Origin of the sequence: Paenibacillus taichungensis, from assembly GCF_047302525.1 — a bacterium.
Lineage (GTDB): Bacteria > Bacillota > Bacilli > Paenibacillales > Paenibacillaceae > Paenibacillus > Paenibacillus taichungensis_B.
On the sequence record NZ_CP168020.1, the window covers coordinates 3,078,161 to 3,103,476 of the forward strand.

The window sequence follows — 25,316 nt, forward strand, 5'->3', positions numbered from 1 at the left end:
AACAAAGTAAAGCTCCCACTCACGGCAGATGCAACCTAGAATGCAGAACAGCCTCCGAAAAATTATTCGGGGGCTGTTCTTAATTTGAAGTTCATTCTGATGATGAATTCTGGAATAACTAGCAGCAAAGCAATAGAGCCATAAATACTTATAGTGTAGCATGTAACATAAGCCAACCCGAATCCCAGATGAAAAAGGGAAGTGATGAGGTGAATCAACATGTTCGTGAAGCAAAAGGCATAACTTCGAATCATCCAGTTCCGGTGTTGAACCATTCGTTTCTGTTTAATTTGAATGAGAGCGGTAATCGTAATGAATAGCCAGATGATATTAAGCGCATTGAAACCGATACTGCTTATTTTCCCTCCAGTAGCGTAAGGGGCCATATAACCGGAAGTCAGTACAACAAGCGCTACGGACACAATGTAAACATAACCATTTATACGGTGGAACCTGCGGCTCTTTTTAAAAATTCGATTAGAGAAGTTGAGTAATCCAGACGCCATGGCCAAACATGCAAAAGCAACATGAACGTACATGACATTCAGCCAGATCGGAAGATGAAGCTCACGCTTCGAACCGGTCTTATGGCTTAAAAAGCTTGAAGCTTCTGGGTCTATCCAATAGTTCTTCACTAGAGCATACACAATAAAGAAAATACTGACGCAGGCCAGCCATCCGTATAACGTTCCTCGTTTCTTCATATCAAACTACAACCCCCGAAACTCTTTTTTGTGCACATAGCTAACCAGGCTAGTTTATTCGTTTTCCTGTTAATTTGGAAGCAGGAAGAAGGCCAGCCTTAGCGATTCCATTCATTTGATCTCCATCCACGGCAACTTCGAATTTCAGATTCAAACGCATAGGTTTGGTAATTGACAGGCTCCAGGTCAACTTGTTGTCGCAGAGTACAGGGTTCAAAAATGGGATTGTTTCGTTACCTTGTGTTGCTGAGCCCTGGATCACATCGGAAATTGTCTTTATGTAGAGTTTGACCTCCAGTTTACCGACAGGTGTAGCGATTGTTGTGTCCCAATTCCCATCAAAGACGGTTGTCTGAGTTTTCTCATTAAGCAATATGCCAGAGGTCACTACCGTTTGATTCATTACAATGTTCGGTTCGTTTTCCGTCAACGACTTGTGAGTGGTGGGCGCAATGCCCTTTGCTCTCCAAACGGTTCCTCTTCGCTCATACTCAAACAACTGCTCTATGTCGTGTGCGATACGTGGCCCCAGTTCACGTTCGACCAGATACAACGCAACATCAAGCCCCGAGGTCACACCGCCGCCAGTAACCAGATTACCATCATCCACTACGCGTGCCGGGACAGGAATTGCCCCAGTCGCACCAAGTAAATCCATACCCAAACGATGTGTTACAGCAGATCTTCCTTCCAGGAGTCCTCCCATAGCTAACAAGAGGGAACCACCGCAGACTGTAGCGACTAAGATGTCTTTGTGGTCGAGAGCTGTCTTGATCATTGTAGTCAATTCCGTATTCATGGCTTTACCAAGAATGGCAGGAATCGTGTCTGGACCATCTCCTTCAACATTACCGGCTGCACCAGGCACAAGTATGATACCCCCACGTTCCGGGTCAAGAGTGTTGTTCGCTTCAATTGTCAAACCATTCATACCACTAGTCACTGGTCTTGGACCTTCAGCCGTGACCATCTCTACTCTTACGGCGTTGTCGGTATGCATGGAAGCGGCGCAAAATACTTCGTAAGGTGCAACGGCATCCAATAGGTCGAAGCCATCAAATAACACGATCTGAACAGTTAACATTTCATCCATCCCCTTATCTTTATTTCGTCAAAAGATACTTCAGCATGTGATATTCTTCTCGTCAATTTAGCCTTTAGCCATTCGACTGGACGAATTAGAATATAAGTCGTCCGTACTCACAGTTAGAATCGTAACAAACGAATATCTCAAAGGAAGTCCTAGAAAGGTCACAAAACTATAAACAAATCATCACAGAATTTAGTCTCGACTTGGTAAAGGAAGAAAAAATGATAAACTAGATGGCAGAGGTGGGATAAGCATGAGTATGTATCATACGATACTTGTTGTAGATGATGATCAGAGCATCGTTGAGCTATTAAGGGACTTTCTAGAGAATGACCAATTTCACGTAAAGACTGCTTGTGATACGGAACAAGCTTGGGCCATACTGCAACAGCATTCCATAGATTGCATTGTACTGGACATTATGATGCCGGGACAAAACGGATTTGAGCTATGCCGTCGAATTCGAGGGGACAGCAATGTTCCAGTCCTTTTCTTGAGTGCTCGCAGTGATGATGTGGACAAGATCCGTGGCCTTACGCTCGGAGGAGATGATTATATCGTCAAAACGGCTTCGCCTGGGGAAATTGTTGCCAGAGTGAAAGCCGTTTTGCGGCGCACTACTTCCAGACAACCCATGGAAGGGAAGATCTTGGATTATGGACGCATCCAGTTGAATCTGACTGCAAGAGAAGTCCTGGTCGAAGGGGGGGAAGTCGAGCTTACACCTAAAGAATATGAGTTGTTGCGATTATTTGCGGAGCACCCGAGGCAGGTTTTCTCCTACGAACAACTGCTTGCAAAGTTTTGGGAAGGTGTAGGCGACAGGCATACCATTCGGGTTCATCTTAGCCGGCTTCGCGAAAAAATTGAATCCGATCCAAACCATCCACAATTCCTCATCAACGTGTGGGGAGTAGGATACCGTTTTGAGGGAGTGTAACATGAGAAAACTCCGTATTCGTACATTTACTATGCTTTGTTTATTCTTCTTGCTTACATTGCCTTGGATCTTTTTTGTCACGGCTCACTTTATGGACACTCAGTCGTTTAGCATCTCTACAAGCCAACAGCAAAATGAAACGCTGCAAAGACATCTCAGCGAGATGATCCACATGATTGAAGTTGGTACGAACAAATGGACGGATACCGGTTGGCAAAACGAACTTCATACCGAGTTGAGCAAAGCAAAGATGGATGTGGAGATTGAATCTGCGTCCAATTCGGAAATTTATCGTTCCAGCCAAAAGCACCATAGTAGATTATCGTCTACTGAACAGTTTTCTGTCATAAAAGATGGACAATTACTGGGAAGGGTAGTTCTTTATCTTCCTAAATCCAATGTAGTTCCAATGCTTGCGGCATTTTTCGGGCTGCTGCTTGCTTTCTTTGTGGTTGGAGTTGAAATGAGAAGGTTCCTTCTTAAACCCCTTGAGAAAATGAGCAAGGCAGCCAGACAAATTACTGCTGGACATTGGGAAGTCCAATTACCTAAATCCAGAATCATGGAAATTGCCGAAGTCCGTGATGGATTCGAAGTTATGGTGAAGGGACTTGAGCAATCCCACCGTAAACAAGTGGAGCTTGAGGAAGAACGCAGATTTGTCACCGCAGCCGTTGCACATGATTTACGCACACCGTTGTTTGCCTTGCGGGGGTATTTGGATGGATTGGAACAAGGAATAGCTCAGTCACCGGAGAAGGTCACCCGATATATTGCCGTATGCAAAGAGAAATCCGCTCAATTGGATCGATTGGTTGAGGACCTCTTCACTTTTACAAAAATGGAGTACTTGGAAAGTGAACTTAACACAAGAACGCTAGATTTAACACAGATCCTCCGAAAGTCGATAGAGAGTGTGAGTCCACAAGCTGAGCAGAAACATATTTCTATCTTAAACCAATTAACTGACGGTTGTTTTATTAACGGAGATTCGTATGTATTGGAGCGTGCGATGAACAATATATTGGAGAATGCCGTTAGATATACGCCATCAGGTGGCGCAATAACAGTCCAATGCTGTAAAGACGGCAATAAAATCAGGTTTACTATCCGTGATACCGGACCTGGCTTCTCTTTTGAAGAATTAGAGCGCGTTTTTGAACCTCTGTATCGTGGGGAAACGTCTCGAAGTCGTGCAACTGGAGGCAGTGGATTAGGATTAACGATCTCACAACGAATGATGAAGCAACATGGAGGCGAACTTATGGTAAGTAACCACCCTGACGGTGGAGCAGTTTTGGCAGGATGTTTACCGTTAACTGACCCGAATTAAAAAGATTTGTGCGGTCCTTGTCTCCTAAGATTATGGTATGTTATTTAACGCGTATTACGATGGATTTTGACTTCAGACTGGAAGAGAGGTAAGCCTTATCCCAGCTTCCAGTCTGGATATCTCGATATTATGCTTGATTTGTTAACGTGTTAGATATAATATGTTCATATGTTTAAACTCTTAAACGTAATGGAGTGATTTAAATGCAAGCCATGGTAATTGAGAAATACGGGAAGAATGTTCCCTTGATACGGAAAGAAATGCCTACTCCTCAAATCGGAGATTATGATGTATTGGTAGAAATCCATGCAGCAAGCTTAAATCCGATTGATTTTAAAATAAAAGAGGGCAAAGTAAAGCTCCTGCTGAATTACAAGATGCCATTGATCCTTGGAAATGATTTTTCCGGTGTTGTGGTCAAGGTTGGTAAACAGGTGAACGCTTATAAACCCGGAGACGAAGTATACGGCAGACCCCGTAAAGACCGAATTGGAACTTTGGCCGAATACATTGCTGTCCATGAAAAAGACATCTCTCTGAAGCCCCAAAACTTAAACTTTGAAGAAGCAGCATCCATACCACTGGTCGGACTTACGACATATCAAGCCTTTTACGATATTTTGAACCTTCAGAAAGGCCAAAAAATATTAATTCATGCAGGATCAGGAGGAGTTGGCACGTTCGCCATCCAACTGGCCAAATTAATGGGAGCTTATGTTGCCACTACTGCCAGTGATAGAGGTTACGAATTGGTCCAATCCCTTGGTGCGGATCTTATCATCAATTATCGCAAGGAAAATTTTGAAGAAATGCTGTCGGGATATGATGCGGTGTATGACACGATAGGAGGCGAGGTACTGGAAAAATCCTTTCAAGTACTTAAGCCGAATGGAAAAATAGTATCTATTTCCGGCTTGCCAAACGCGAGATTCGGGCGAGAAGCCAACTTGGGTTGGTTAAAGACCACACTGCTATCGATTGTGAGCCATAAGATTACAACTCTTGAGAAGAAAAACCAAGCAAGATATCATTTCCTTTTTATGAAACCAAGCGGGGTGCAATTAGAGCGAATAAAGGGTTTCTTGGAGGAAGGTCTCATTAAACCGGTTATTGATAAGATTTATGATTTCAAGGATGCCGGGCAAGCGTTTCATTATCTCGAAGGGGGAAGTGCCAAAGGAAAGGTCATCGTTAAAATGAAGTGAAGTGTTCAATGGAGATGGATACCGTTCTTGTCCGGATTGAGGGCAAGAACGGATACTATAATTATCTTTATTTTATCGGTATCCAGATTTGAGGCGGCTGGTGAGGTCCTGGATATACTTCAAGCTCAGGTATACCTGCATGCTCGTAAGGATTGGAAGGGAACCATTCGGAAATAATCTGCTTCCATAAGCGCTGCATACTTTCCGGCATCGGACCTTCGACTTCAAAAACACTCCATTTGGAAGCTGGAATTGTGAATGATGATAATCCTTCAGGTATTTCACCATCATATGCCGTAGCAATCCAGTATTCCATCTGTTTCTCCTGGATTTCGTTCTGATCCACACAGACGCCAAGCAATCCTTGAATTACACCATTATTCAATTCAAATAAACGATCTTCTGTACCGCTCGTATACGCATCCTGCCACATCTTGGCTATACCTCGTAAGTTTTCCCCATCGATATAAGAGAAAGCCTGCTTTATCCCTACTAATGTAAACGCAGCTTGTTCAACAATTCTGTGATTCATTGGTTCTGCTCCTTTTAGACTTAATTGAATAACCAAACGATTATACGATTTGACAGAGGTACTGTTCTTACGCGCTTCACTGGGGGCAATTCCGTGCTGCCTACGAAAAGCTTTGGAGAAGGATTCAGGAGTGTCATAACCATACTTGAGCGCCAGATCAATGATTTTGTGATCACTCTGTATCAATTCATTGGCTGCCAATGTTAATCGTCTTCGTCTGATATATTCGGCTACCGTAACATCAGTTAATAGGGCAAACGTACGTTGAAAATGAAAGGGAGAAATATGAGCTTGAGCTGAAATTTGCTCCATTGTCATATTTTCGAGTAAATGTTCTTCCATATATGCAATAGCTAGCTGTAATGATTCGATCCAGTTCATGCGGTTAACCACTCCTTGATTCCTATAATAGATGAAGACTGGTCCAAGAGCCTGTCATTATGTGCTTTGATTTGTCCGGTTAGGGAAAGAGGGAGAGGGAAACCCAATAGATACGTAAAAAAAAGATGACCCCTGATGAACTCAAAGGCCACCTTTTGAAAAAAAAAGAATTGAACGAAAAATAACGCTATGATATAATCGTTAGCGCCATTGAAAAACAAAATCAAAGTATGTACTTGTTTTTATCCCTACTTTAATTTTACATCGGGAATTTTGATTTGTCAATGCTCTTTTTCATCCCAAAAATAGGAAAAGGAGTGGTTCGGAGAGATGCAAACAAAAGATTGGCAGCTGGAACAGGAGCGGCTGGAGTCTGTAAGGAGCAAACTGCAGGCCAGAATCACAGAATTGGAGCCAGAGGTTGCCGGAATGCATGACCAGGCTACGGAAATTCGCAAGCGCTTTTGGGAAGAAGTTACGATTAACACTAGCACCCACGAAGATTTCGAAGAGACCTTCTACACCATTAACCAGCAGTCTGCGGTATTGGCCGAGCGTGAACGTGGTCACATGCGGTTGACGCAACAATGGAATAACATGAAACGTTTGCTCCCGTCCCCTTATTTTGGCCGCATCGACTTTCAGGAGAAAGGTCTGGCCCTCACCGATCAGATCTATATCGGTGTGTCTTCTTTTGTAGACGAAGACGGATTGAGCTTTCTGATCTATGATTGGCGTACACCGATCGCGAGCATGTACTACGACTCTTCCCCCGGCGTAGCGTCCTATGTGACGCCAATCGGACGAATCCATGGCACAATGGAGCTCAAACGGCAATTTCAGATCCATAACGGACAAATCCGCAACATGTTTGATGCGAACGAAACGATTGGAGACCAATTGTTGCAGCAAGTGCTCGGCAAAGGTGCGGATTCACAAATGAAAAGTATCGTGGCAACCATTCAGAAGGAACAAAACGCCATCATCCGTAATGACAAAAGTCGAATGCTTATCGTACAAGGAGCAGCCGGTAGCGGTAAAACTTCCGCAGCCTTGCAGAGGGTGGCGTACTTATTGTACAAACACCGCCAGACGATCAGTGCTGATCAAATTGTTCTTTTCTCACCGAATCCGATGTTTGGCAGTTATATTTCCACTGTCCTTCCGGAGCTCGGTGAAGATAATATGCAGCAGACCACTTTTCAACAATTTCTCGACTATTGGCTCGGCTCTTCGTTGTGTCCGGAGGATGTCTTTGATCAGATTGAATATGTACTGACCGCGCATGGAGCTCCGCGCTATGAGGCTCGTCTTCAGGGGATTGAATATAAAGCTTCTGATGCTTTTCTGCAAGCCCTGCAGAACTATGGAAACTGGTTGGGGCAGGAAGGTATGCGATTCAACAGCATTCGGTTTCGAAATCGTGATTTGATTACTGCGGAGCAAATGAGAGCCAAATTTTACGGTTATGATCGTTCCCTGCCCTTGCTAAATCGAGTTCTTCTCTTGCAGGAATGGCTGCTGAAAGAGCTGGCTTCGCTGGAACGCATGGAACGTGAAGAACCGTGGGTACAGGAAGAATTGAATTATCTCGACACTGATCAGTATGCGGATATCTTCGAAATGCTGCATAAAGATAAGGAAGTATTCGATATCGCGGAACAGTACGCCCAAATTCGTGAGAAAATAAGTAAGAAGCGTCGAGAAGATGAAGGTGACTTTGACTTTGCGCAGAAGGAGGAGGAACTGCTCGGCCGCAAGATCGTGAAAGAACGTTTTAGCCCACTAAGGAAAGGTATCAAAAAATTCTCGTTTGTTGATATCAAAGGTATATATGGCGAATTGTTTGTTGACGAAGCCGCTTATCGGGAGAAAACGAATGCTGCGGTTATCCCCTCGCTATGGCCTGAGATATGCAGTCAAACGAAGGAAAGTCTGCTACGGAACGAGTTGTTCCATGAGGATGCGACTCCCTATTTGTATGTAAAAGAACTGATTGAAGGTGTCCGGACGAACACGGAAATCAAGTATGTCTTCGTTGATGAAGGTCAGGATTATTCAACATTTCAATATGAATATCTCAAAAAGCTGTTTCCCCGAGCCCGTATGACAGTGCTCGGCGATTTTGGGCAAGCGATCTTCACGCAGGCTACCAATTTGGCCGCAGCTGATTCACCACTGGTACGTCTCTACGGTGAAGCCGAAACAAGCCTTTTCTCCCTTGTACGCAGTTATCGCTCTACGAAGGAGATCGTTGAATTTACAAGAGCGATGCTTCCAGACGGAGATGAAATTGTACCATTTGAAAGAAAAGGTCCAAAGCCCCTGCTGACGAGAAGCAATGACAGGGAGAAGCTGGATGCACAAATGGTGGCAGATATCGCGGCGCTAAGAGCCGAGGGCTTTGATTCCATAGCTATCATCACGAAGACCGCCGCCGAAAGCCACAAGGCCCATGAATCGTTACAGATTCAAGGAGGAGAAGCTTTGCAGCTCGTTACGAAGGAAACGTTTAACTTCGAAAAAGGTGTAATGGTCATTCCTGTGTACCTCGCCAAAGGTGTCGAGTTCGATGCAGTCTTGGTCTATGATGCTTCGTCTGGAGCTTATGGTCGAGACAATGAACGCAAGCTTCTTTATACGGCGTGTACGCGGGCTATGCATCGCCTTCATCTATACACGACGGGCGAGTGGTCGCCTTTCGTTCAGGCCTTACCAGCGGATTTGTACGAGAAATCGGACGTCAATACAACGGAGTAAACATGCCGGCATTGTCTGATCTAGCAGCGTATGCGAATTGAATCAATCAAATAATAAGTAACACTAGTCGCCTTTTTGGGCGACTTTTTTTGAATTTCTAAGTCATTATAGCGACGAACTTGTCAGCGACAACCTTTGAATTATTTCCATATTGTTATACTCGGCATAAATTTTATTATATGGGTGGACTAAGATTACAGTTATATAATAGTAAACGTAACCAGAAGGATAGATTGTATACATAAAGTAATAGAGGAGCTGGGATCATGTTAAACAAAATTAACTTGCAGGGAAGCTGGGAGCTTCAACTGGATGAACATAAACAAGGCGCTCAAGGCCCATTTGACGACACTATAACGCTGCCGAACACGACTTCTCATGCACGCAAAGGAAGAAAGAGCGATGTGTCTCACATCGGGTCTTTGACCGATGAATATTCATATGAAGGATGGGTATGGCTGAAACGGGAGATTGATATACCAGCAACGCTTGCTGGCAAAAGATGCAGTTTGTATCTGGAACGCACGCGCATAACCAAGTTATGGGTCGATGGTGAAGAATATGGAGCGCAGGATAGCCTCAACACTCCCCATGTGTACAGCTTGCCGGAGGGGCTATCGGAAGGAAAGCACACCCTTACCATCCGGGTCGATAATACGGACTATCCGACGAAAGGCGGGCATCTTACATCCGTCGATACACAGACTAACTGGAACGGAATTACCGGGAAGCTGGAGCTTCATTTTTACCACGACGTGCACATGGGTGAGGTACAGATCTATCCCGATGCTAAAGAGCGAACATTCAAAATCACATATACATTGTCCAAATCGATACCAGGTACTGTATTGTCCGTTACTGCGCAAACCTTCAAGCCCCTTTTAAAAGAGACTCATGGATATATAGCATTAGACAGAAATCATGTGGTGAATGAGCAAACCTATCCATGCAACCAGGACGAAGTTAATGTGCTCTACAAGATGGGAGACGACGCATTGCTCTGGAGTGATTCAGACCCACATCTGTATGTGCTGACCCTTACTCTGTTGGGGGAACATGGCGATGTGCTGGATACAACCGAAATCATAACAGGACTGCGAGATTTTGAAGCTAATGGAGATGCTTTTACGATCAACGGTCGAAAGACCTTTCTTCGCGGAAAACATGATGGTCTAATCTTCCCGCTTACAGGTTACGCGCCAACCGATGTGGATGAATGGCTGCGAATCCTGAGTATTTCCAAATCATATGGTATAAATCATTATCGTTTTCATACCTGTTGTCCGCCTGAAGCAGCGTTCACCGCTGCAGATATGCTTGGCATCTATATGGAACCTGAATTGCCATTCTGGGGTACAATCACGGATGAACTCGACCCACAGCACAATCAGGCTGAACAGGACTACCTCATTCGTGAAGGCTTCGCCATGCTCAAGGCGTTTGGGAATCACCCTTCTTTTGTAATGATGTCACTCGGTAATGAACTTTGGGGCAGTAAAGAAAGACTGAATGCCATTATTAAAGCGTACAGAGCATTTGATCCACGCCATCTGTACACCCAGGGTTCAAACAATTTTCAGTTCACTCCGCTGATTCTAGAGGAAGAAGATTTTTACTGTGGCGTACGTTTTTCCAAAGATAGACTTTTCCGCGGCTCCTATGCCATGTGTGATGCTCCGTTGGGTCATGTTCAAACCGACGTGCCTGGTACTCTGAAGGACTACGACGACATGATTTTGCCCGTTGGAACAGTTTCAGAGAATGAGAGAATTCAAGCAGAAGAATCTGAAATTCAAATTCAATATGGCACGGAGGCCAAGACCGTGAAAGCCGCTTCTGTTGAACAACAACTCATTCCACATCTACCCGTCATTTCCCATGAGATTGGACAATATGCCATGTACCCGAATTATGAAGAGATCGAGAAGTATACCGGGTCACTGAAGGCAAAAAACTTCGAGGTGTTTCGGGAACGATTGCAATCCAAAGGAATGGGACATCTGGCTGAACCCTTTTTCAAAAGCTCTGGCAAGCTTGCAGTAGCCTGCTATAAGGAGGAGCTTGAAGCGGCATTTCGATCCAATCATCTGGCAGGATTTCAATTGCTTGATCTTCAGGACTTTAGTGGGCAGGGAACAGCACTGGTAGGTATTTTGGATGCCTTCATGGATTCGAAAGGGTTGGTTACTCCCGAGGAGTGGAGAACGTTTTGCTCCGATGCAGTCCTTCTGGCCCGATTCGAGAGATTTAACTACATTTCGGGTGAAGATTTCAATGCCCACATTCAATTAAGGTACTATCGAACAGATTCATTGAAGGGTCGTACCGTGGAGTGGGAGATGCGTGATTCGAATCAACTGCTTGCACAAGGAAAAGACGAGATTCGCTTTGATTCTGAAGAAACTTGGTTTGAAATAAGTCAAATAAAGTTCAAGCTGCCTGATGTGAAAAAGATGACGCCAATCACTCTATCCCTGCATATTCCAGGTACCGATATTCGGAAACAATATGACCTATGGGTATACCCTGATCATGATGTGACAGCTATTGAACATGACCATATTTATAAGGAATTGACCGATGAAGTCATTCACTTACTGGAAAAAGGCGAGAGCGTGCTGTTACTCCCAACACTCGAAGATAACGATAGTTCAGTCGAAGGCACATATTGTACCGATTTCTGGTGTTATCCGATGTTCCGATCTATTTCGGAAAGCATGAACAAGCAAGTACCCGTCGGTACACTTGGCCTCTTAATTAATAACTCGCACCCGGCATTGAAGCATTTTCCAAGTGAGACCCACTCCACTTATCCTTGGTGGCATATTGTCATGAATTCACGGTCTATTATTCTGGATAAGCTCTCAGAAAAAGTTCAACCTTTCGTTCAAACCATCGACAATTTTGAACGTAATCATAAGCTGGGGCTACTGTTTGAATGCCAGATTGGAAAAGGCAAGCTGCTGGTTGGGGCTCTAAATTATGATAAATTGATTAGCCAGACGGAAGGGCGGCAATTACTTTATAGCCTTTCACAATATGTAAAAAGTGAGGACTTCCGACCGGAAGCCAAGATAGAACTGGATGAGCTTCAACAGTTGTTAGGAAAGAAATAGAACCTGCATAATGCAGGTTATTATCGATAAGAACATACACCGATCAGATTCGCCATACTAAACGAGAAGTTTGTTTTCAGAAACTAACAAGAAACCCTTCAAACTGTTTTTTTACAGTTCGAAGGGTTTTTCTTTAATTATAGGTGCTTAAAGAATCACTTAAGATCTGTTACCAAAAGTATCGAGACATCAACAGCAATGACATTAGTTAACGTAAACATTATTATGTAAACTAAATAAAAGTCAGTTTCATCTCTTTTTACCTTAATGACATAAAACCTCCATCATATGTAAACCGTAATGGGGTACGCATGAAGGAGGATACATATGAAAAGTCATGTGCATCGAAAAGAAGAAGACAAACTGAGCTGGATTAGTCTTTCATTATTTGGAGCAGGATGTACGCTGGGAACGGGATTTTTCCTCGGAACAAGTCTGGCTATTCATTGGTCCGGTTTATTCGTGCTTGTACTTTTGGTGCTGGCTGCTGCAGGGACCTATTTTGTATTTGGCGCATTGGCTCAGATGACGGCAGATGATCCGAAGGAAGGGGCTTTTCGAACATATGCCGGAGAAGCGTTCGGCCCATGGGCCGGTTTCGGAAGCGGATGGATGTATTGGTCTTCCGAAATGCTGATCATGGGAAGTTCATTAACGGCACTCGGATTGTTCTCTCAATTTTGGTTTCCCAAGTTTCCATTATGGGTGTTTGTGGCGGTATATGCATGCATTGGATTGTTCATCGCCGCATTGGGAGCCAAAGGGTTAACTCAAACGGAGAATGTGCTCGCAGTAATCAAGTTAGCTGCAACGGTTGCTTTTATCGCGATTGCAGCAGCAGCATGTCTGGGCTGGTTAGATGTAAAGATTACACCGCAGAAAATAATGAATGAATGGTTTCCTCATAAAATAAAAGGCGTGTGTACCGGATTTATTTATGCCTTTTTTGCCTTTGCCGGGATTGAGGTCATGGGTTTAATGGCAGCCAAGCTGAAAGAACCAAAGGACGCAGTGAAATCAGGACGAGTGATGTTGTTAACCGTTAGTACGCTGTATGTTGTGGCGATTGCCTTGATCCTGCTATTGGTTCCCGCTGCAAAATTAACACCAGACGAGAGTCCTCTCGTCAAAGCGATGTCATCCATTGGATTTACGGTCGTGGTTCATATTCTCAATGGAATTTTGATTATCGCGGGGTTCTCCACGATGGTCGCTTCAATCTATGCGATTACGTCCATGTTAGTTAAACTGGGTGAAGACGGAGATGCACCGAAGATGTTTACGAAGACTTGGGGGAAAAAGAGCATGCCTCTATATGCGCTAGGATGCACTGCAGCCGGATTAATCCTTTCTACTCTCCTGGCGTTATGGATGCCTAAGAGCCTATTCGAATATGTAACAACCGCAGGCAGCTTGGTATTAATGTATACCTGGCTTCTGATTTGCATCACGTATATCAAGAAAATGAAACCAAGAAAATGGAATCGTATCAAAGTATGGACCGCCATGGTTCTTATACTTGCAGCAGTAGCTGGGACGGGCATGGAAAAAACCAGCAGAAGAGGTCTGCTGGCAAGTATAGGTCTTGTTGTATTGATTGCCTTGATTACCTATATTATAAACAAAGTACGAAAACCGCGACCTTCACCATCCACTAAACCGTCAAAGTCCTGACTCCTGGATAGAGCTTTTCATACGTCTTGGCTGGTCTGCTGAGTTCTGGCTACTTGGGTTGTGCTACTGTGTTGTCTTATATCAGCTATTTCGTCAATTTGCTAATGGCTTGCTTCATGCGCATAAAAGGACATTTGGAAGGGGTTTGCTCGTCATCGGGCAGGAAATATTGTTTCCATTCCAGATTATCCTGCTCCCCATACCACATGAGTGAAGGGTGAGCCGGAACGGCATCATAGGCTGCCAAGCGCTTGCGAATCAAGGTTTTCATTTTCCGGCCAAGAGGTGTGTTGTCATTAATCGATTCAAACACCCACCGTGGTTGAAAAGCAAACATAAGATAAGGGAAGTGCCTGCTGGCTCTAAGCTCGTGCGCGGGAGTGGCACAGAAACAAAAGTAGGGCTCCCCGCCAAAGCAAAATTCCCATGTGGCTTCATGCGGATCAGTCGAAATATGTTCAGGCCAGGAAGCAGCATCGAGTGAGCTTACCCGGTTAAGCATTTCCCAGAACAAGGACTGATACTGCTCCACTGTTGTGTTTTTTCTCAAATCATCCGATGTATCGCAAATGACTACCAAAGAAGCGTAATGTCCCGTGTCCCGTGAAACGGCTCCATATTGACTAAGTAATTCCGCCATGTCTTCAGCAGAAGCTTGTGTACGCGGATCACTTGTGAATCCGTATCTCAGATGTCCTGAGAGAAAACCCATCCGTCCGGGTACACAAGGATACGTATTACCCTCATCTGCAATCATATTAGCGAATTGTGAATACGCGTCCTGCTGCCATTCGGGCAGACCTTTGAATGATGCATTTATTTCATCGGCACTGTACAGATCTGCCATGGATTCTCCAACTCCATTCCACATGATACCGTTAACGTATTAATGCGGATGGCGTTGGGTGACTGTCCAGTGTAGTTTTTATGTCAGAAAAAGATGGAGCGTACAGCTTCAAACCCGAAGTACAGGCCAAATCCGATAAGGCAGATTCCTGAGATGATGGAGATCCAGCGCAAAACGGTTTCGTTGCTGCGTTTATGAAATCGGCTGGCCATACCAGCCATGATAACGTCCCATACAAGGATTCCTATGAAAATACCAGAACTGTATAGTAGTAGATGAGCGGTGTCGGTATGCTTCACGGTTGTAGCAAGAATAGAGCCGTAAATCCCGAGCCAGAATAAAATATTCAGCGGATTGGACAGGGCCATGAGAAAGCCAGATATAAAGGATTTTCCAACCCTTGCATCTTCTGTAAAAGAGGCCTGGATGCCGTCTTTTAACTTGGACAGTGTTTCCACTCCGGTATATACCAAAATAAAGCTGCCAAAAGACCAAAGAAACGAGCGCATGAACGGCGTGTCCAGAAAATGGGCAACTCCAAAGTAAATCAGAAGCATGTACACCAAATCGGCAAACATAGCTCCCAGTCCCAAAATCCAGGCATGCATGAATCCGTGGCGTGCTCCCCGATCCAACTGAGCGGCATTGATCGGACCAATTGGAGCTGATAGTGAGATTCCCAGAATGATATAACTGAACAGTACAGACATATACGCGTTCACTCCTTAACGGGTCGACGACTTGTACCGATAAGTCACACACTTACGGGTACAAGTCATCGTATTCCCGTTTGGAGCAAATTAGAACAAGCTGTTAGCATAGAGCTCATTTAAACGGTCGTTGATTCCACGTCTAGTTGAACAGGAGTACAATGGTACCCGTTACAAGAACTCTCTTCACATGGACAAGCAGACAAACCGATGATCAGATCCATCAAAGCTTCCATTTCCACATAGTCACCAGCGCTCGATTCGGGTGCGATAACATCAATTTTCCCCTCGCCATCTACAACGGAATTCATAAATAGGTTGAAGGGATAATGCTGATCTGGGGGAGCGATGCCGAAAGGTTCCAAGGCTGTATTCAGATTATGATAACAACTGGGATGATCTTTTTTATCATATAAGACCTCATACATCTCTGGACGACAGGCCGAATTGAAAAAATCATGAATGCCTACAGTTTCTTGGACAATGGAAATGAGAGGTTCATAACGGTTAGAATACAGGCATTGTCCCGGTTTAATCCTGTATGTTCGCAGGACATCGAGCGTTACACCGGGATCAAGCCGATTATTGATATTTTGCGCATCGTAAGCAACAAAATCGACCACTTGCTGCCCCTCCAAATCGGTTACACGGATCAACGAACCTTTCTTCACTCTAAGAGCGTAACCTGTTTTGGCAGGAATATGAATAGACTGCTTATGGGTTTTCGTTGAATTCATCCGTATTTCCCCCGATGTTTTTTAAACTCAGTATGCGGAGAGGACATTACTTTCATTCACTATTGAGTAATGCAACAGATGACTCTGAAGGATACGCTGTACGTAAGATTGCTGAGATACGTGAAAAAGGGAATGCATTTATACTGGAAAGAGTGGATTGCCTTTCATGCCGACCCAAAGTTCGGATGTTTCCAGCTGACCAGCCAGATGAAGCAACCAGTCTTCACGGCCTTTCGTTGCCATAATTTGTACACCCATGGGCAGGCCTTCAGTAGTCAGATGCACAGGAACACTCATGGCTGGTTGACCCGTCAGATTTGCGAGCTGAGTGAACGGAGTGTAAGTAAGGCTTGGTTCAAACATCTCATAAATCAACTGTTGCTGCTGGATCTTGTCCAATTCGCTAATACGCATCAGATGCTGAATTTGTTCATCATGAGGTGTCAATTCGCCGATTTTGGGTGCTGGAAATGCATTGACAGGTGTGACATAAAAATCATACCGTTCAAACAATGTGGACATCTGAGCTGCGGCAACATCCCATTCGGCCAGACTATGTACGAATTCGGCAGCGGATACTTTTTTACCCGCTTCAGCCAGAACCCAGGACTCGATCTCCATATCATCAGAGGTTAATGCTCTGCCCATAGAACGTTCCATCGAAGAGATCATCGCCGCCATTTCGCCGCTGTTCATCATGTAATAGTTCTCCATCAGTTTGACACCATTAACTGGACTCAGCTTTTCTTCAACCTCATGACCCTGTTCTTCCAGCCAGCGAACCATCTTATATACAGCTTCTATGGCTTCGTCACTCACAGGTGTACCTACAGGAGAAGCTGTTGTGTAAGCGACTCTCAGTTTGCGTTGATGAGGATAGTGCATATCAGACAAGTAGCTGCCCGGAAAGAGGGGAGCATGAAACGCAGCTTCGGGTTGAATCACTTGCAGTGTATCCAGTAAAGCAGCGCTGTCGCGAACGGAACGGGACAAGGCAAAATCAATCGAAGCACCCTGCCACTGACGACCAACTCCCGGTCCAACAGGTGTCCGTCCACGTGTAGGCTTGAGTCCGAACAAGCCGCTGAATGAAGCAGGGATTCGGATGGAACCGCCACCGTCACTGGCTCCTGCAAGGGGTACAATACCCGAGGCTACTGCGGCAGCGGCACCTCCACTTGAACCGCCTGGCGAGTGATTCGTATTCCATGGATTTCGACTTGGACCGTGAAGACGGGGCTCAGTAATATTTTTCAGACCAAATTCCGGCGTATTGGTATGTCCAATGATAATGAAGCCTGCATCGCGCAGACGCGAAACGAAATTGGAATTCCGCAGTGCACGATGTTCACTGAGAAGACGTGAACCCGAGGTGAGAATTTCACCCTCCAGGGATTGGGAGATATCTTTTAATAACAAGGGCACGCCGGCAAAGGGCTGCTCTCCTGGGCGAACCATACTCGCTTCCTGACGTGCACGTGTTTCATATGTACGAATAACTGCATTGAGCTGCGGGTTCACTTCTTCCAGGCGTGCATAGGCCGCTTCCAGCAATTCGACAGGAGATATCTCCCGAGCGCGAACCAATTCAGCCAAGCCTATGGCATCGTAAGATGTATATGAAAATGATGAAGATGAAGACATGATGATCGTTCCTCTCTAAATTGACTTGATCTACTATTCCATAAGTCATCGTACCACCGGAATAGCGAAAAGACAAAAGGCACTGTACATCTCAAAGGATGTCCAGTGCCTTAATTGATTTGCTTTTATATAAAATTCAATCCGTACGAAGCTTTGGTGCACCGTCAGCCGGAGTCGCTGAGCGTTCTTGCTGTTTGGAGATGGCGAATAGGGCAATCCAGATGAGGATGAAGCCCACCAGTTGCTCCCAGGTAATTAATGTACGGAATGCAATCCAGTTTACCAGTACACCGGCCATCGGGAAACTCAGTTCTGCGAGCGTTGCGACTGAGGCCTTGGTGGAAGAGAGCCCTTTGTAATATAACAGAAGACTCAGTAACCCTGGAAGTAATGCCTGACCCAGAATATTAAGTGCTACAGCCGCCTGTTCACCTGTAGCGGAAGGGAATGTCCAGGCAGCACCTTCGTTCCACGTCATAAAGACCAGCAGTGGCAAGGCTACGACAAAGCGCAGAGAGGTGACCGTTTCATAACGGGTTTGCCCCAGCATCAGCCGCCCCATAACCGTTGAACCGCCCCACAATGCAGCTGCACCCAGCGATAACAGGCTGCCTGCATGAACCCAATTGTCCCAGTTGCCAAGGGGAAGGGTAAATCCGAACGTGAGCAGGTATGTTCCTGCAAGTGCAATGATAAACAGTCCACCGAAGCGGCGAGGCAATGTTTCTTTCAGCAGCAGCTTAGCCAGAACAATCGCAAATAGCGGCTGCATCTTTTGCAGTAACAAAACAGTGTTGGGATCGTTATGCGTAAGTGCCAGAGTGAACAATACCGTGGCGAGAGCAGATCCTCCCCAGGAGATAAAAATCACCGCAATCCAGTGGCGTGCACGCAGGTTTTTCAGATCAGCCCGAAACTTCCACAAGACGGGAATTGCCACAAGGCTGACAATAATATGTTCCACCAGTACAATCTGCGTGGAGGTCATTGTTTTGAGCAAAATAATACGGAACAGTGGATCTACACCCCAAAGGGCGGCGCCGAGCACGACGAGCCAGAATCCGGTATTGCTTCGTTCCTTGCGGTAAACTGTTGATGCAGGTTGTGTCTTTTCCATATTCAGGACTCCTTCGTCAGAACACGGAATCTTCAGTTGGCAAAATCGACAAAAGCCCCCGTTTTGGTATACACCAAATAAACGGGGGCTCAATCATTGACATGTCGTACGAAAATAAGCCTTTCCGTAACGGCATGTTAATGTGTTGATCTTCTCTCATCCGGACTGTACCGTCGGCCTTGGAGTCACACCAAGTCAGTCGCTGAATGTCCAAAGTCTGGTCAAACAGCGAGTCGCGGGCTGGTTCTTTAAGAACATCACCGCCGGTTGGGAATTGCACCCTACCCCGAAGATCCTATTCAATTATATTGTGTATTGAACAAGCTGTAACATTAATAAGTCCATCTTATTCCTGTAAGCGCTAGCAGTTCAAGTGTTTTTTTAGAATATGATATTCCAGCTTCCCTGTTGTCTGCGTAGTAATACAATCTGTCCTGCATGATACGCATCGTGGAGTACCCAGCGGGCAAGTTCATGTGCCCATTTTTCATCCGTATCCATGAAAGGGGCTTCAAGATCGGATTCTTCTAATGAAGCAAGCTGATGACGAAGCTGTCCGGCTAATTGTGTTGTATTTTGCATAAGTGTACTCCAGCCAGTGCTATCAGAAGGGTCGCCCGGATCTCCGAAGGTAGATTCATTGTTTTCGGCAGGTGTACCGGATGGTGTTGTACGCTGAATGCGACTCAGCAAGCGTTGATTATAATAATACATATGGTTGACCAACTGCCAGATGCTTAATCCACCGGATGATGGAACCCAGGCTGCCTGTTCAGCAGTCAGTCCTTCGAGTGCCTTGGATAAAGGCACAATCCAGTTACATTGATCCCAAGTGTCATCTTTCTGAATGAGCAATAGTTCTGTTGCTGTTGTAGTCATTGATTTTTCCTCCCTAAAATAAATTCATGGTAACTAGCTAAAGCACTTAAATGTGGTTACAATTAATATAACCCAAACATGAATAAATGTAACTATCTTTTTTTGTTTTAGATCGTTACAATTTAGCGGAGGTACGTATGGATAGACTATGGACTGATTTTGTAAACAGTGATTACCATGACTGGCGTGGCGGAGATCGTTCTGAGGACAGGCTTGGCAAAGCCGAATGGCAGCAAGCATTCATTAAACAATGGCAACTGAACGCATCTATACCTGCTTCATCTGAAGAGGAGGGAGCCTTGAGAAACTTCAGAAATGAATTGCAGGCTCTTGCAACTCGTTTATCTGGCGGAAATCCATTATCGAACAAAGACCAGGAATGGCTTAACGCCATGATGGAGGAAGGTCAAGTCATAAGAAGACTGAAGGCTGGAGATGAGGGACTGAAAATTTCACTTATTCCTGTAGGAACTCAATGGCAGCAGGTCATGGCAGAGGTCGCAGCCGATTTTGCGATCACAGTAATTGAAGGGGATGGCGGAAGAATTCGTATCTGTGACAATACGGATTGCCGTTGGTTTTTCTATGACGATACACGCAGTAGAACCCAGAAATATTGTGATGACAAGATGTGTGGTAATCTGATGAAGGTTAGAAGGTTTCGGGCAAAACAGAAGAAGGATCAGCAGCAAGAGTAAGGTGTATGCACAGAAAGTGTGATTTGTTGTAATTTGCGACAGCCAGGACATATTCAATAAGATTTTGGTAAATCCAAAATTGAATCTTCCCATGTAGTCCTATATAATGGTTATATACTTAAAATATTTCAGCTAGTCATTTCATCAGAGATTAACATCCGGGATTCAAGCGTATATCCAACAAAAAACAATGATTGGAGATGTGTCTTGTGGGGACAAGTTATCTACTGAAAAATGGTTGTGTATTGTCTATGGATTCGTCGGTGGGTCAGTATAAACAGGCGGACGTTCTCATTGAGGATTCTCTTATAACTGCTATTCAGCCCGACCTGAGTTGTATTGAAGCAGAAGTGATAGATGCATCGGAGATGATCATACTCCCTGGACTCGTAGATACGCACCGGCATGTGTGGGAGTCGCTTGTAAAAACAGCGGGAACCAACTGGTCACTGCCGGTCTATCTGCAGAATCTCTACTATGGAGCGATGGGAAGTAAACTCCGGCCACAAGACAGCTATATCGCCAATTTGCTCGGTTCTTTGGAAGCGCTTAATGCAGGAGTGACCACGGTGCTTGACTGGAGTATGCCGTATTCCCCGGAGCACACGGATGAACTGATTCGCGGACTTCAGGATGCGGGTATTCGGTCGGTTTTCGCTTATGGTCTACCGGGTGAGACGCCCTACTGGAACAGAGAGAGCCAGCTGACGTATTCGAATGATGTGAGGAGAGTCAAGGAACAGTATTTTTCCTCACGGGATCAGTTACTTACATTCGGTCTTGCCATTCGTGGTCCGGAGTTCAGCCATTGGGATATCACAGTGAAGGAAATTCAGCTTGCTCAAGAGCTGGATGTAATATGCTCCATGCATGTTGGCTTTGGAAGCTGGGGGTCTGTGGATCGCTCGATAAGTAAAATGTATGAGGCTGGTTTACTGAGTCCGGGTCTGAACGTTGTACACGGAAATACGATGGATACGGATGAGTATAAAATGTTGGCCGATAGCGGCGCCTCACTGTCTGTCACACCGGAAGTAGAGATGATGATGGGGCACGGGTATCCGGCAACGGGGTACTTCCTGGAAAATGGAGGAACTCCAACGCTCGGAGTCGATGTTGTAACATCAACAGGTGGGGATATGTTCTCCCAGATGAAATTTGCACTTCAAGCTGAACGTTCTCGGGAAAACGAACAACTTTTGCTGCAGGGTGAAATGCCTGGTGAGCTTAATCTGCAATCCAGTCAAGTGTTGAGATTTGCAACTTCTGCTGGGGCGAAGGCTCTTGGACTTGAACGGAAGATTGGCACACTTACGCCAGGTAAAGAAGCAGATCTGATTATGATCCGAACCACCGACCTTAACTTATTCCCGGTGCATGATCCGGTTGGAGCCGTCGTTCAATTTGCCAATCCATCCAATGTGGATACCGTGTTCGTAGCAGGTCGGCCGGTGAAGCGCGAAGGCAGGTTGCTGCATGTCGATCTGAACGAGGTCCGTCGTAAGGCTTTGGACAGCAAGGAATATCTGCTATCTCAATATCGGATGTCGGATGCAGAGCGAATTGTATTTTCGTAAGTTAGATAATCCATGTGAATGAAAGAGTGACTCTCTTCCGGAATGAAAAGAGAGGATGTTCTTATCTGTCTTATAGATCTAATAGTGTTTCAAGTGAAGAGCCACATACGGATATGTGGCTCTTTGGCGTACCTGTTTATTGTGCAACAAGACAGGGAGAGCAAGGAATAAACAACAAAAAGAGGCGAAAAGACACTGCATTTCTGTAGTTGCATGTAACAACGGGTTTATAATGTTTTGTTAAAGAAAAAAGCTATTAAAAAACTGCGCATAATATAAATTATACGCTGTTTTCTTTTAAATCGATTTTCATATTCACCCCTGTCCAACAGATCATGATAATTTTCGCCTGGAACGCACAAAATATACTATCATCCCAAAATAAATTTAACCAAGCAACGCGACAAAGTGTAGAAATCGATAGATTTTTGTAGTTGGTCGGTAAGATAGAACAAAGGGCTTTTTCATAGAACAGATGAACCAAACAAAATATTTGAAGTAAAGAGACACATTCATCATTTTCAATACGAGAGGAAACTGTGTATGAATCAAAACCAGAATCGATCTTCCCTGTTTAGAAAAAAGCCGATTGCCACCGGAGATAACGAAAGCAACATGTTGAAAAGGGTGCTTGGCCCATTTGATCTGATGACTCTCGGGGTAGGTGCGATCATCGGTACGGGTATCTTTGTACTCACAGGCGTTGCTGCCGCAAAATATGCAGGTCCCGGTTTGGTACTGTCTTTTCTGCTGGCAGGTATTATCTGCGCCTTCGCTGCATTATGTTACTCGGAGTTTGCATCCAGTGTGCCTGCTTCAGGAAGTGCGTATACATACAGCTATACCGCTTTCGGCGAAGTCATTGCCTGGATTCTGGGATGGGATCTAATTCTGGAGTATGGATTTGCGAGTGCGGCTGTTGCCAGCGGTTGGTCTGGATATTTTCAAACGTTATTGTCCGGATTCGGGTTGCAATTACCCCATGCGCTCACCAGTGCATTTAGTCCTGAAAAGGGAACCTATTTTGATATCACCGCAGCGATAATCACCTTAATCATTACATTCCTACTCACCCGAGGGGTGAAAGAGGCTGCTCGTGCCAACGGAATCATGGTAGCGATTAAAATTATCGTAGTGCTGATCTTTATCGGTGTGGGTGTGTTCTATGTGCAGCCAGATAACTGGCAACCGTTTCTTCCGTTTGGCATCTCAGGGGTAACCGCAGGGGCGGCAACGGTATTTTTTGCTTACATTGGTTTCGATGCGGTATCTACGGCTGCGGAAGAAGTGAAACGTCCTCAACGGGACTTGCCAATCGGTATTATTGCATCCCTTGCGATCTGTACCGTGCTTTACATCGTTGTATCGTTGATCCTGACAGGGATTGTACCTTATCACATGCTGAATGTGAGTGATCCGGTTGCCTTTGCCTTTGAATTTGTGCAGTTGAAAGGATTGTCCTGGATTGTTTCGCTTGGAGCGATTACGGGAATTACCACTGTATTACTTGTAATGATGTATGGTCAGACACGTTTGCTTTATTCCATGTCACGGGACGGACTATTGTCTCCGGTGTTCTCTAAAGTCAGTGGCAAAAGCCAAACACCCGCTACGGGTACTTGGGTTGCTGGGATCATCGTCGCTTTATTCTCGGGATTCATCTCACTTGGCCATCTGGCGGAATTGACCAACATCGGAACACTGTTTGCTTTCGCGGTTGTGAGTCTGGGAATTATCGTATTGCGGAAAAACAACCCGGAACTAAAAAGGGGATTCCGTGTACCTTTTGTTCCATTGATTCCTATTCTGAGTGCTGTTGGCTGTATGTATCTCATGACACGTCTTGCGGCTCTAACTTGGATCACGTTCTTCGGTTGGTTAATTATTGGTTTAATCATCTACTTTGCCTACGGTCGTCATCACAGTCATTTGAATCCGGCACGGCGTATATCGGACACTTTCAAAAAAACAAAGGGGAAATAGCTGTCATAGCTGATTCCTACATTGTAGAGATATCGTGAAAGGTTAGTAAATTAATTTGTCACACTAGAACTATACGTAATAGAGTCAACTGCATTGTCTCATACCGCATCGCCAAAACGGCGCGGAATGGGGCTTTTTTTTGTGAGAGCAGTTCGTGTAATACGAAAAAAATGGTAATGTATAAGGCTATATATGGGTATCTAATAAGTAATACATCTGTCCTTGTGAGCGGAACCGGGGTTGCGGTCAGGGCAAATATGACATATATTTGGGGGTGTGACATGCCATCAGATATAGGAGAGGGGATGTATCATGAACACACCATTACATACCAATCAACATCACCAAAATTCGAATTTTGGTTTTGCATTGGCTGACTCAGCTGTACTTGCCGAGACGAAACTAATCATTTCACACCCAGGGGACACAAACGAATTTCAATTGGATATTGATCCGCAGCGCCGTTTGAAGGATGGACGCAAAGTATCGGTTGTTGCGCAGCAAATGGATGCACCGCCGGATCGGCAAGATGCCATTATCATATATGGGGAGGAGCTGGGATTTGTACAATATGCAGTTACCCTGCGACCAGACAGTACATGCTCACTCACTCCCATTGAAGGAATAGATCATCCGATCGTATTGAATTTGGGTGACTTTGCAGAAGGGGAGTACGAGCTGCGAATTTCACTGCACGTCAAAACACCCCGCATCGCAGAGGGACCACTGGAGCCCGAGCAGCATGCCATGGTGAAATATGCTCAGGTAGTAACTGTAGCGATATGTCTGTTTCCAGCCGAAGTTGTGCAGATGAACACATTACCCGAAACGGTCTGGACACGGGATAATCATGTGTTTGACTCCTACGGCAGTGGTGGCTTTATTCTCGCAGATCTGCCTCGTATGGCGAAACGTGTAGAAGATCTAATCGGTTCTGGAAACCATAATCTGATTGAACAATTCAGTGAGGGTGACCTTTCGGACACCTTGCTGGAGGAAGGTCTCATGGCGATTGCCTGGGGAGTAACACCATGGTGTTATTCGATTTATTCGGCTCCGGATGAACATTCGAGAACTATACTTTCGGTAGACAAGCTGGGTGATGAACCCCAGACCACCGGAATATACCGTATGCATCCTGAAAGTAAACAATTAAGTATCGTGCCGGTAAATGAATTGGCTTACTGGCCATCCTGTGCAGAGAAAGCATGGCCTGTAATCGATGTTGCGGGAGAAGGCGAGACGTTGCGTATGGACTTGTATGTTCAGATCTGTGAATCAGTGAATGGACTGCACGAAAATCCACTGCCTTCATTTGTACTCACCCGCAGTGAGGGACAGCCCGAGGCGATCATCCCACTAATCGATGTCGTAATTGTAGACTAATAA

The 25,316-nt window shown here is 45.1% G+C and carries 19 protein-coding genes and 1 riboswitch; of the genes, 10 read left to right on the forward strand and 9 right to left on the reverse strand.

Annotated elements, in window-relative coordinates:
* Nucleotides 1–62 precede the first annotated feature (62 nt).
* Complete coding sequence (locus ACDJ58_RS13940; protein WP_413378846.1) at nucleotides 63–704, reverse strand: DUF2306 domain-containing protein; 642 nt, start codon at nucleotides 702–704, stop codon at nucleotides 63–65.
* Between the two features lie 49 nt (nucleotides 705–753).
* Nucleotides 754–1,788, reverse strand: coding sequence for a DJ-1/PfpI family protein (locus tag ACDJ58_RS13945; RefSeq protein ID WP_413378848.1), 1,035 nt, complete (start codon nucleotides 1,786–1,788; stop codon nucleotides 754–756).
* A 259-nt stretch (nucleotides 1,789–2,047) separates the two neighbouring features.
* Between ACDJ58_RS13945 and ACDJ58_RS13950 the strand changes: the two genes are divergently transcribed.
* The 3 genes from ACDJ58_RS13950 (at nucleotide 2,048) to ACDJ58_RS13960 (ending at nucleotide 5,272) form a co-directional block, all read left to right on the forward strand.
* Nucleotides 2,048–2,734: a response regulator transcription factor gene (locus ACDJ58_RS13950; protein WP_413378850.1), complete on the forward strand. Its 687-nt coding sequence runs from the start codon at nucleotides 2,048–2,050 to the stop codon at nucleotides 2,732–2,734.
* Between the two features lies 1 nt (nucleotide 2,735).
* The gene (locus ACDJ58_RS13955; protein ID WP_413378852.1) at nucleotides 2,736–4,067 is read left to right on the forward strand and encodes a sensor histidine kinase; all 1,332 of its coding nucleotides are present in this window, start codon (nucleotides 2,736–2,738) and stop codon (nucleotides 4,065–4,067) included.
* A 203-nt stretch (nucleotides 4,068–4,270) separates the two neighbouring features.
* Complete coding sequence (locus ACDJ58_RS13960) at nucleotides 4,271–5,272, forward strand: NADP-dependent oxidoreductase (protein WP_413378854.1); 1,002 nt, start codon at nucleotides 4,271–4,273, stop codon at nucleotides 5,270–5,272.
* A 67-nt stretch (nucleotides 5,273–5,339) separates the two neighbouring features.
* On the opposite strand, the gene ACDJ58_RS13965 is transcribed toward ACDJ58_RS13960, so the two are convergent.
* The gene (locus ACDJ58_RS13965) at nucleotides 5,340–6,185 is read right to left on the reverse strand and encodes an AraC family transcriptional regulator (RefSeq protein ID WP_413378856.1); all 846 of its coding nucleotides are present in this window, start codon (nucleotides 6,183–6,185) and stop codon (nucleotides 5,340–5,342) included.
* Nucleotides 6,186–6,515: 330 nt separating this feature from the next.
* On the opposite strand from ACDJ58_RS13965, the gene helD reads away from it, so the two are divergent.
* The 3 genes from helD to ACDJ58_RS13980 all read left to right on the forward strand — a co-directional run bounded on the left by helD (nucleotide 6,516) and on the right by ACDJ58_RS13980 (nucleotide 13,735).
* Complete coding sequence (gene helD / locus ACDJ58_RS13970) at nucleotides 6,516–8,945, forward strand: RNA polymerase recycling motor HelD (protein ID WP_413378858.1); 2,430 nt, start codon at nucleotides 6,516–6,518, stop codon at nucleotides 8,943–8,945.
* 266 nt (nucleotides 8,946–9,211) lie between these two features.
* Nucleotides 9,212–12,061, forward strand: a complete 2,850-nt coding sequence (locus tag ACDJ58_RS13975) for a glycoside hydrolase family 2 TIM barrel-domain containing protein (protein WP_413378860.1) — start codon at nucleotides 9,212–9,214, stop codon at nucleotides 12,059–12,061.
* A gap of 327 nt (nucleotides 12,062–12,388) precedes the next feature.
* Nucleotides 12,389–13,735 (forward strand): amino acid permease, encoded by a 1,347-nt coding sequence (locus tag ACDJ58_RS13980; RefSeq protein ID WP_413378862.1) that lies wholly within the window; start codon nucleotides 12,389–12,391, stop codon nucleotides 13,733–13,735.
* A gap of 85 nt (nucleotides 13,736–13,820) precedes the next feature.
* Here the strand turns inward: ACDJ58_RS13980 and ACDJ58_RS13985 are convergent, their stop codons facing one another.
* The 6 genes from ACDJ58_RS13985 to ACDJ58_RS14010 all read right to left on the reverse strand — a co-directional run bounded on the left by ACDJ58_RS13985 (nucleotide 13,821) and on the right by ACDJ58_RS14010 (nucleotide 19,669).
* Nucleotides 13,821–14,582: a YqcI/YcgG family protein gene (locus tag ACDJ58_RS13985; RefSeq protein ID WP_413378864.1), complete on the reverse strand. Its 762-nt coding sequence runs from the start codon at nucleotides 14,580–14,582 to the stop codon at nucleotides 13,821–13,823.
* Between the two features lie 83 nt (nucleotides 14,583–14,665).
* A complete protein-coding gene (locus ACDJ58_RS13990) occupies nucleotides 14,666–15,292 on the reverse strand; it encodes a LysE family transporter (RefSeq protein WP_413378866.1) in 627 nt (208 codons plus the stop codon).
* A 119-nt stretch (nucleotides 15,293–15,411) separates the two neighbouring features.
* Nucleotides 15,412–16,029 carry a DUF1989 domain-containing protein gene (locus ACDJ58_RS13995; RefSeq protein ID WP_413378868.1) on the reverse strand — a complete coding sequence of 206 codons (618 nt, stop codon included), beginning with the start codon at nucleotides 16,027–16,029 and terminating at the stop codon, nucleotides 15,412–15,414.
* 138 nt (nucleotides 16,030–16,167) lie between these two features.
* Nucleotides 16,168–17,673, reverse strand: a complete 1,506-nt coding sequence (locus tag ACDJ58_RS14000; protein WP_413378870.1) for an amidase — start codon at nucleotides 17,671–17,673, stop codon at nucleotides 16,168–16,170.
* Nucleotides 17,674–17,809: 136 nt separating this feature from the next.
* A complete protein-coding gene (locus ACDJ58_RS14005) occupies nucleotides 17,810–18,790 on the reverse strand; it encodes a DMT family transporter (RefSeq protein ID WP_413378872.1) in 981 nt (326 codons plus the stop codon).
* Between the two features lie 144 nt (nucleotides 18,791–18,934).
* Nucleotides 18,935–19,088: riboswitch (FMN riboswitch) on the reverse strand.
* Between the two features lie 83 nt (nucleotides 19,089–19,171).
* Complete coding sequence (locus tag ACDJ58_RS14010; protein WP_413378874.1) at nucleotides 19,172–19,669, reverse strand: DinB family protein; 498 nt, start codon at nucleotides 19,667–19,669, stop codon at nucleotides 19,172–19,174.
* A 137-nt stretch (nucleotides 19,670–19,806) separates the two neighbouring features.
* Here ACDJ58_RS14010 and ACDJ58_RS14015 point away from each other — a divergent pair, with 137 nt between their 5' ends.
* The 4 genes from ACDJ58_RS14015 to ACDJ58_RS14030 all read left to right on the forward strand — a co-directional run bounded on the left by ACDJ58_RS14015 (nucleotide 19,807) and on the right by ACDJ58_RS14030 (nucleotide 25,313).
* The gene (locus ACDJ58_RS14015; RefSeq protein WP_413378876.1) at nucleotides 19,807–20,367 is read left to right on the forward strand and encodes a CGNR zinc finger domain-containing protein; all 561 of its coding nucleotides are present in this window, start codon (nucleotides 19,807–19,809) and stop codon (nucleotides 20,365–20,367) included.
* Nucleotides 20,368–20,567: 200 nt separating this feature from the next.
* Complete coding sequence (locus ACDJ58_RS14020; RefSeq protein ID WP_413378878.1) at nucleotides 20,568–21,944, forward strand: amidohydrolase family protein; 1,377 nt, start codon at nucleotides 20,568–20,570, stop codon at nucleotides 21,942–21,944.
* 543 nt (nucleotides 21,945–22,487) lie between these two features.
* A complete protein-coding gene (locus ACDJ58_RS14025; protein WP_413378880.1) occupies nucleotides 22,488–23,927 on the forward strand; it encodes an amino acid permease in 1,440 nt (479 codons plus the stop codon).
* Nucleotides 23,928–24,239: 312 nt separating this feature from the next.
* Nucleotides 24,240–25,313: a hypothetical protein gene (locus ACDJ58_RS14030; RefSeq protein WP_413378882.1), complete on the forward strand. Its 1,074-nt coding sequence runs from the start codon at nucleotides 24,240–24,242 to the stop codon at nucleotides 25,311–25,313.
* Nucleotides 25,314–25,316: the final 3 nt, after the last annotated feature.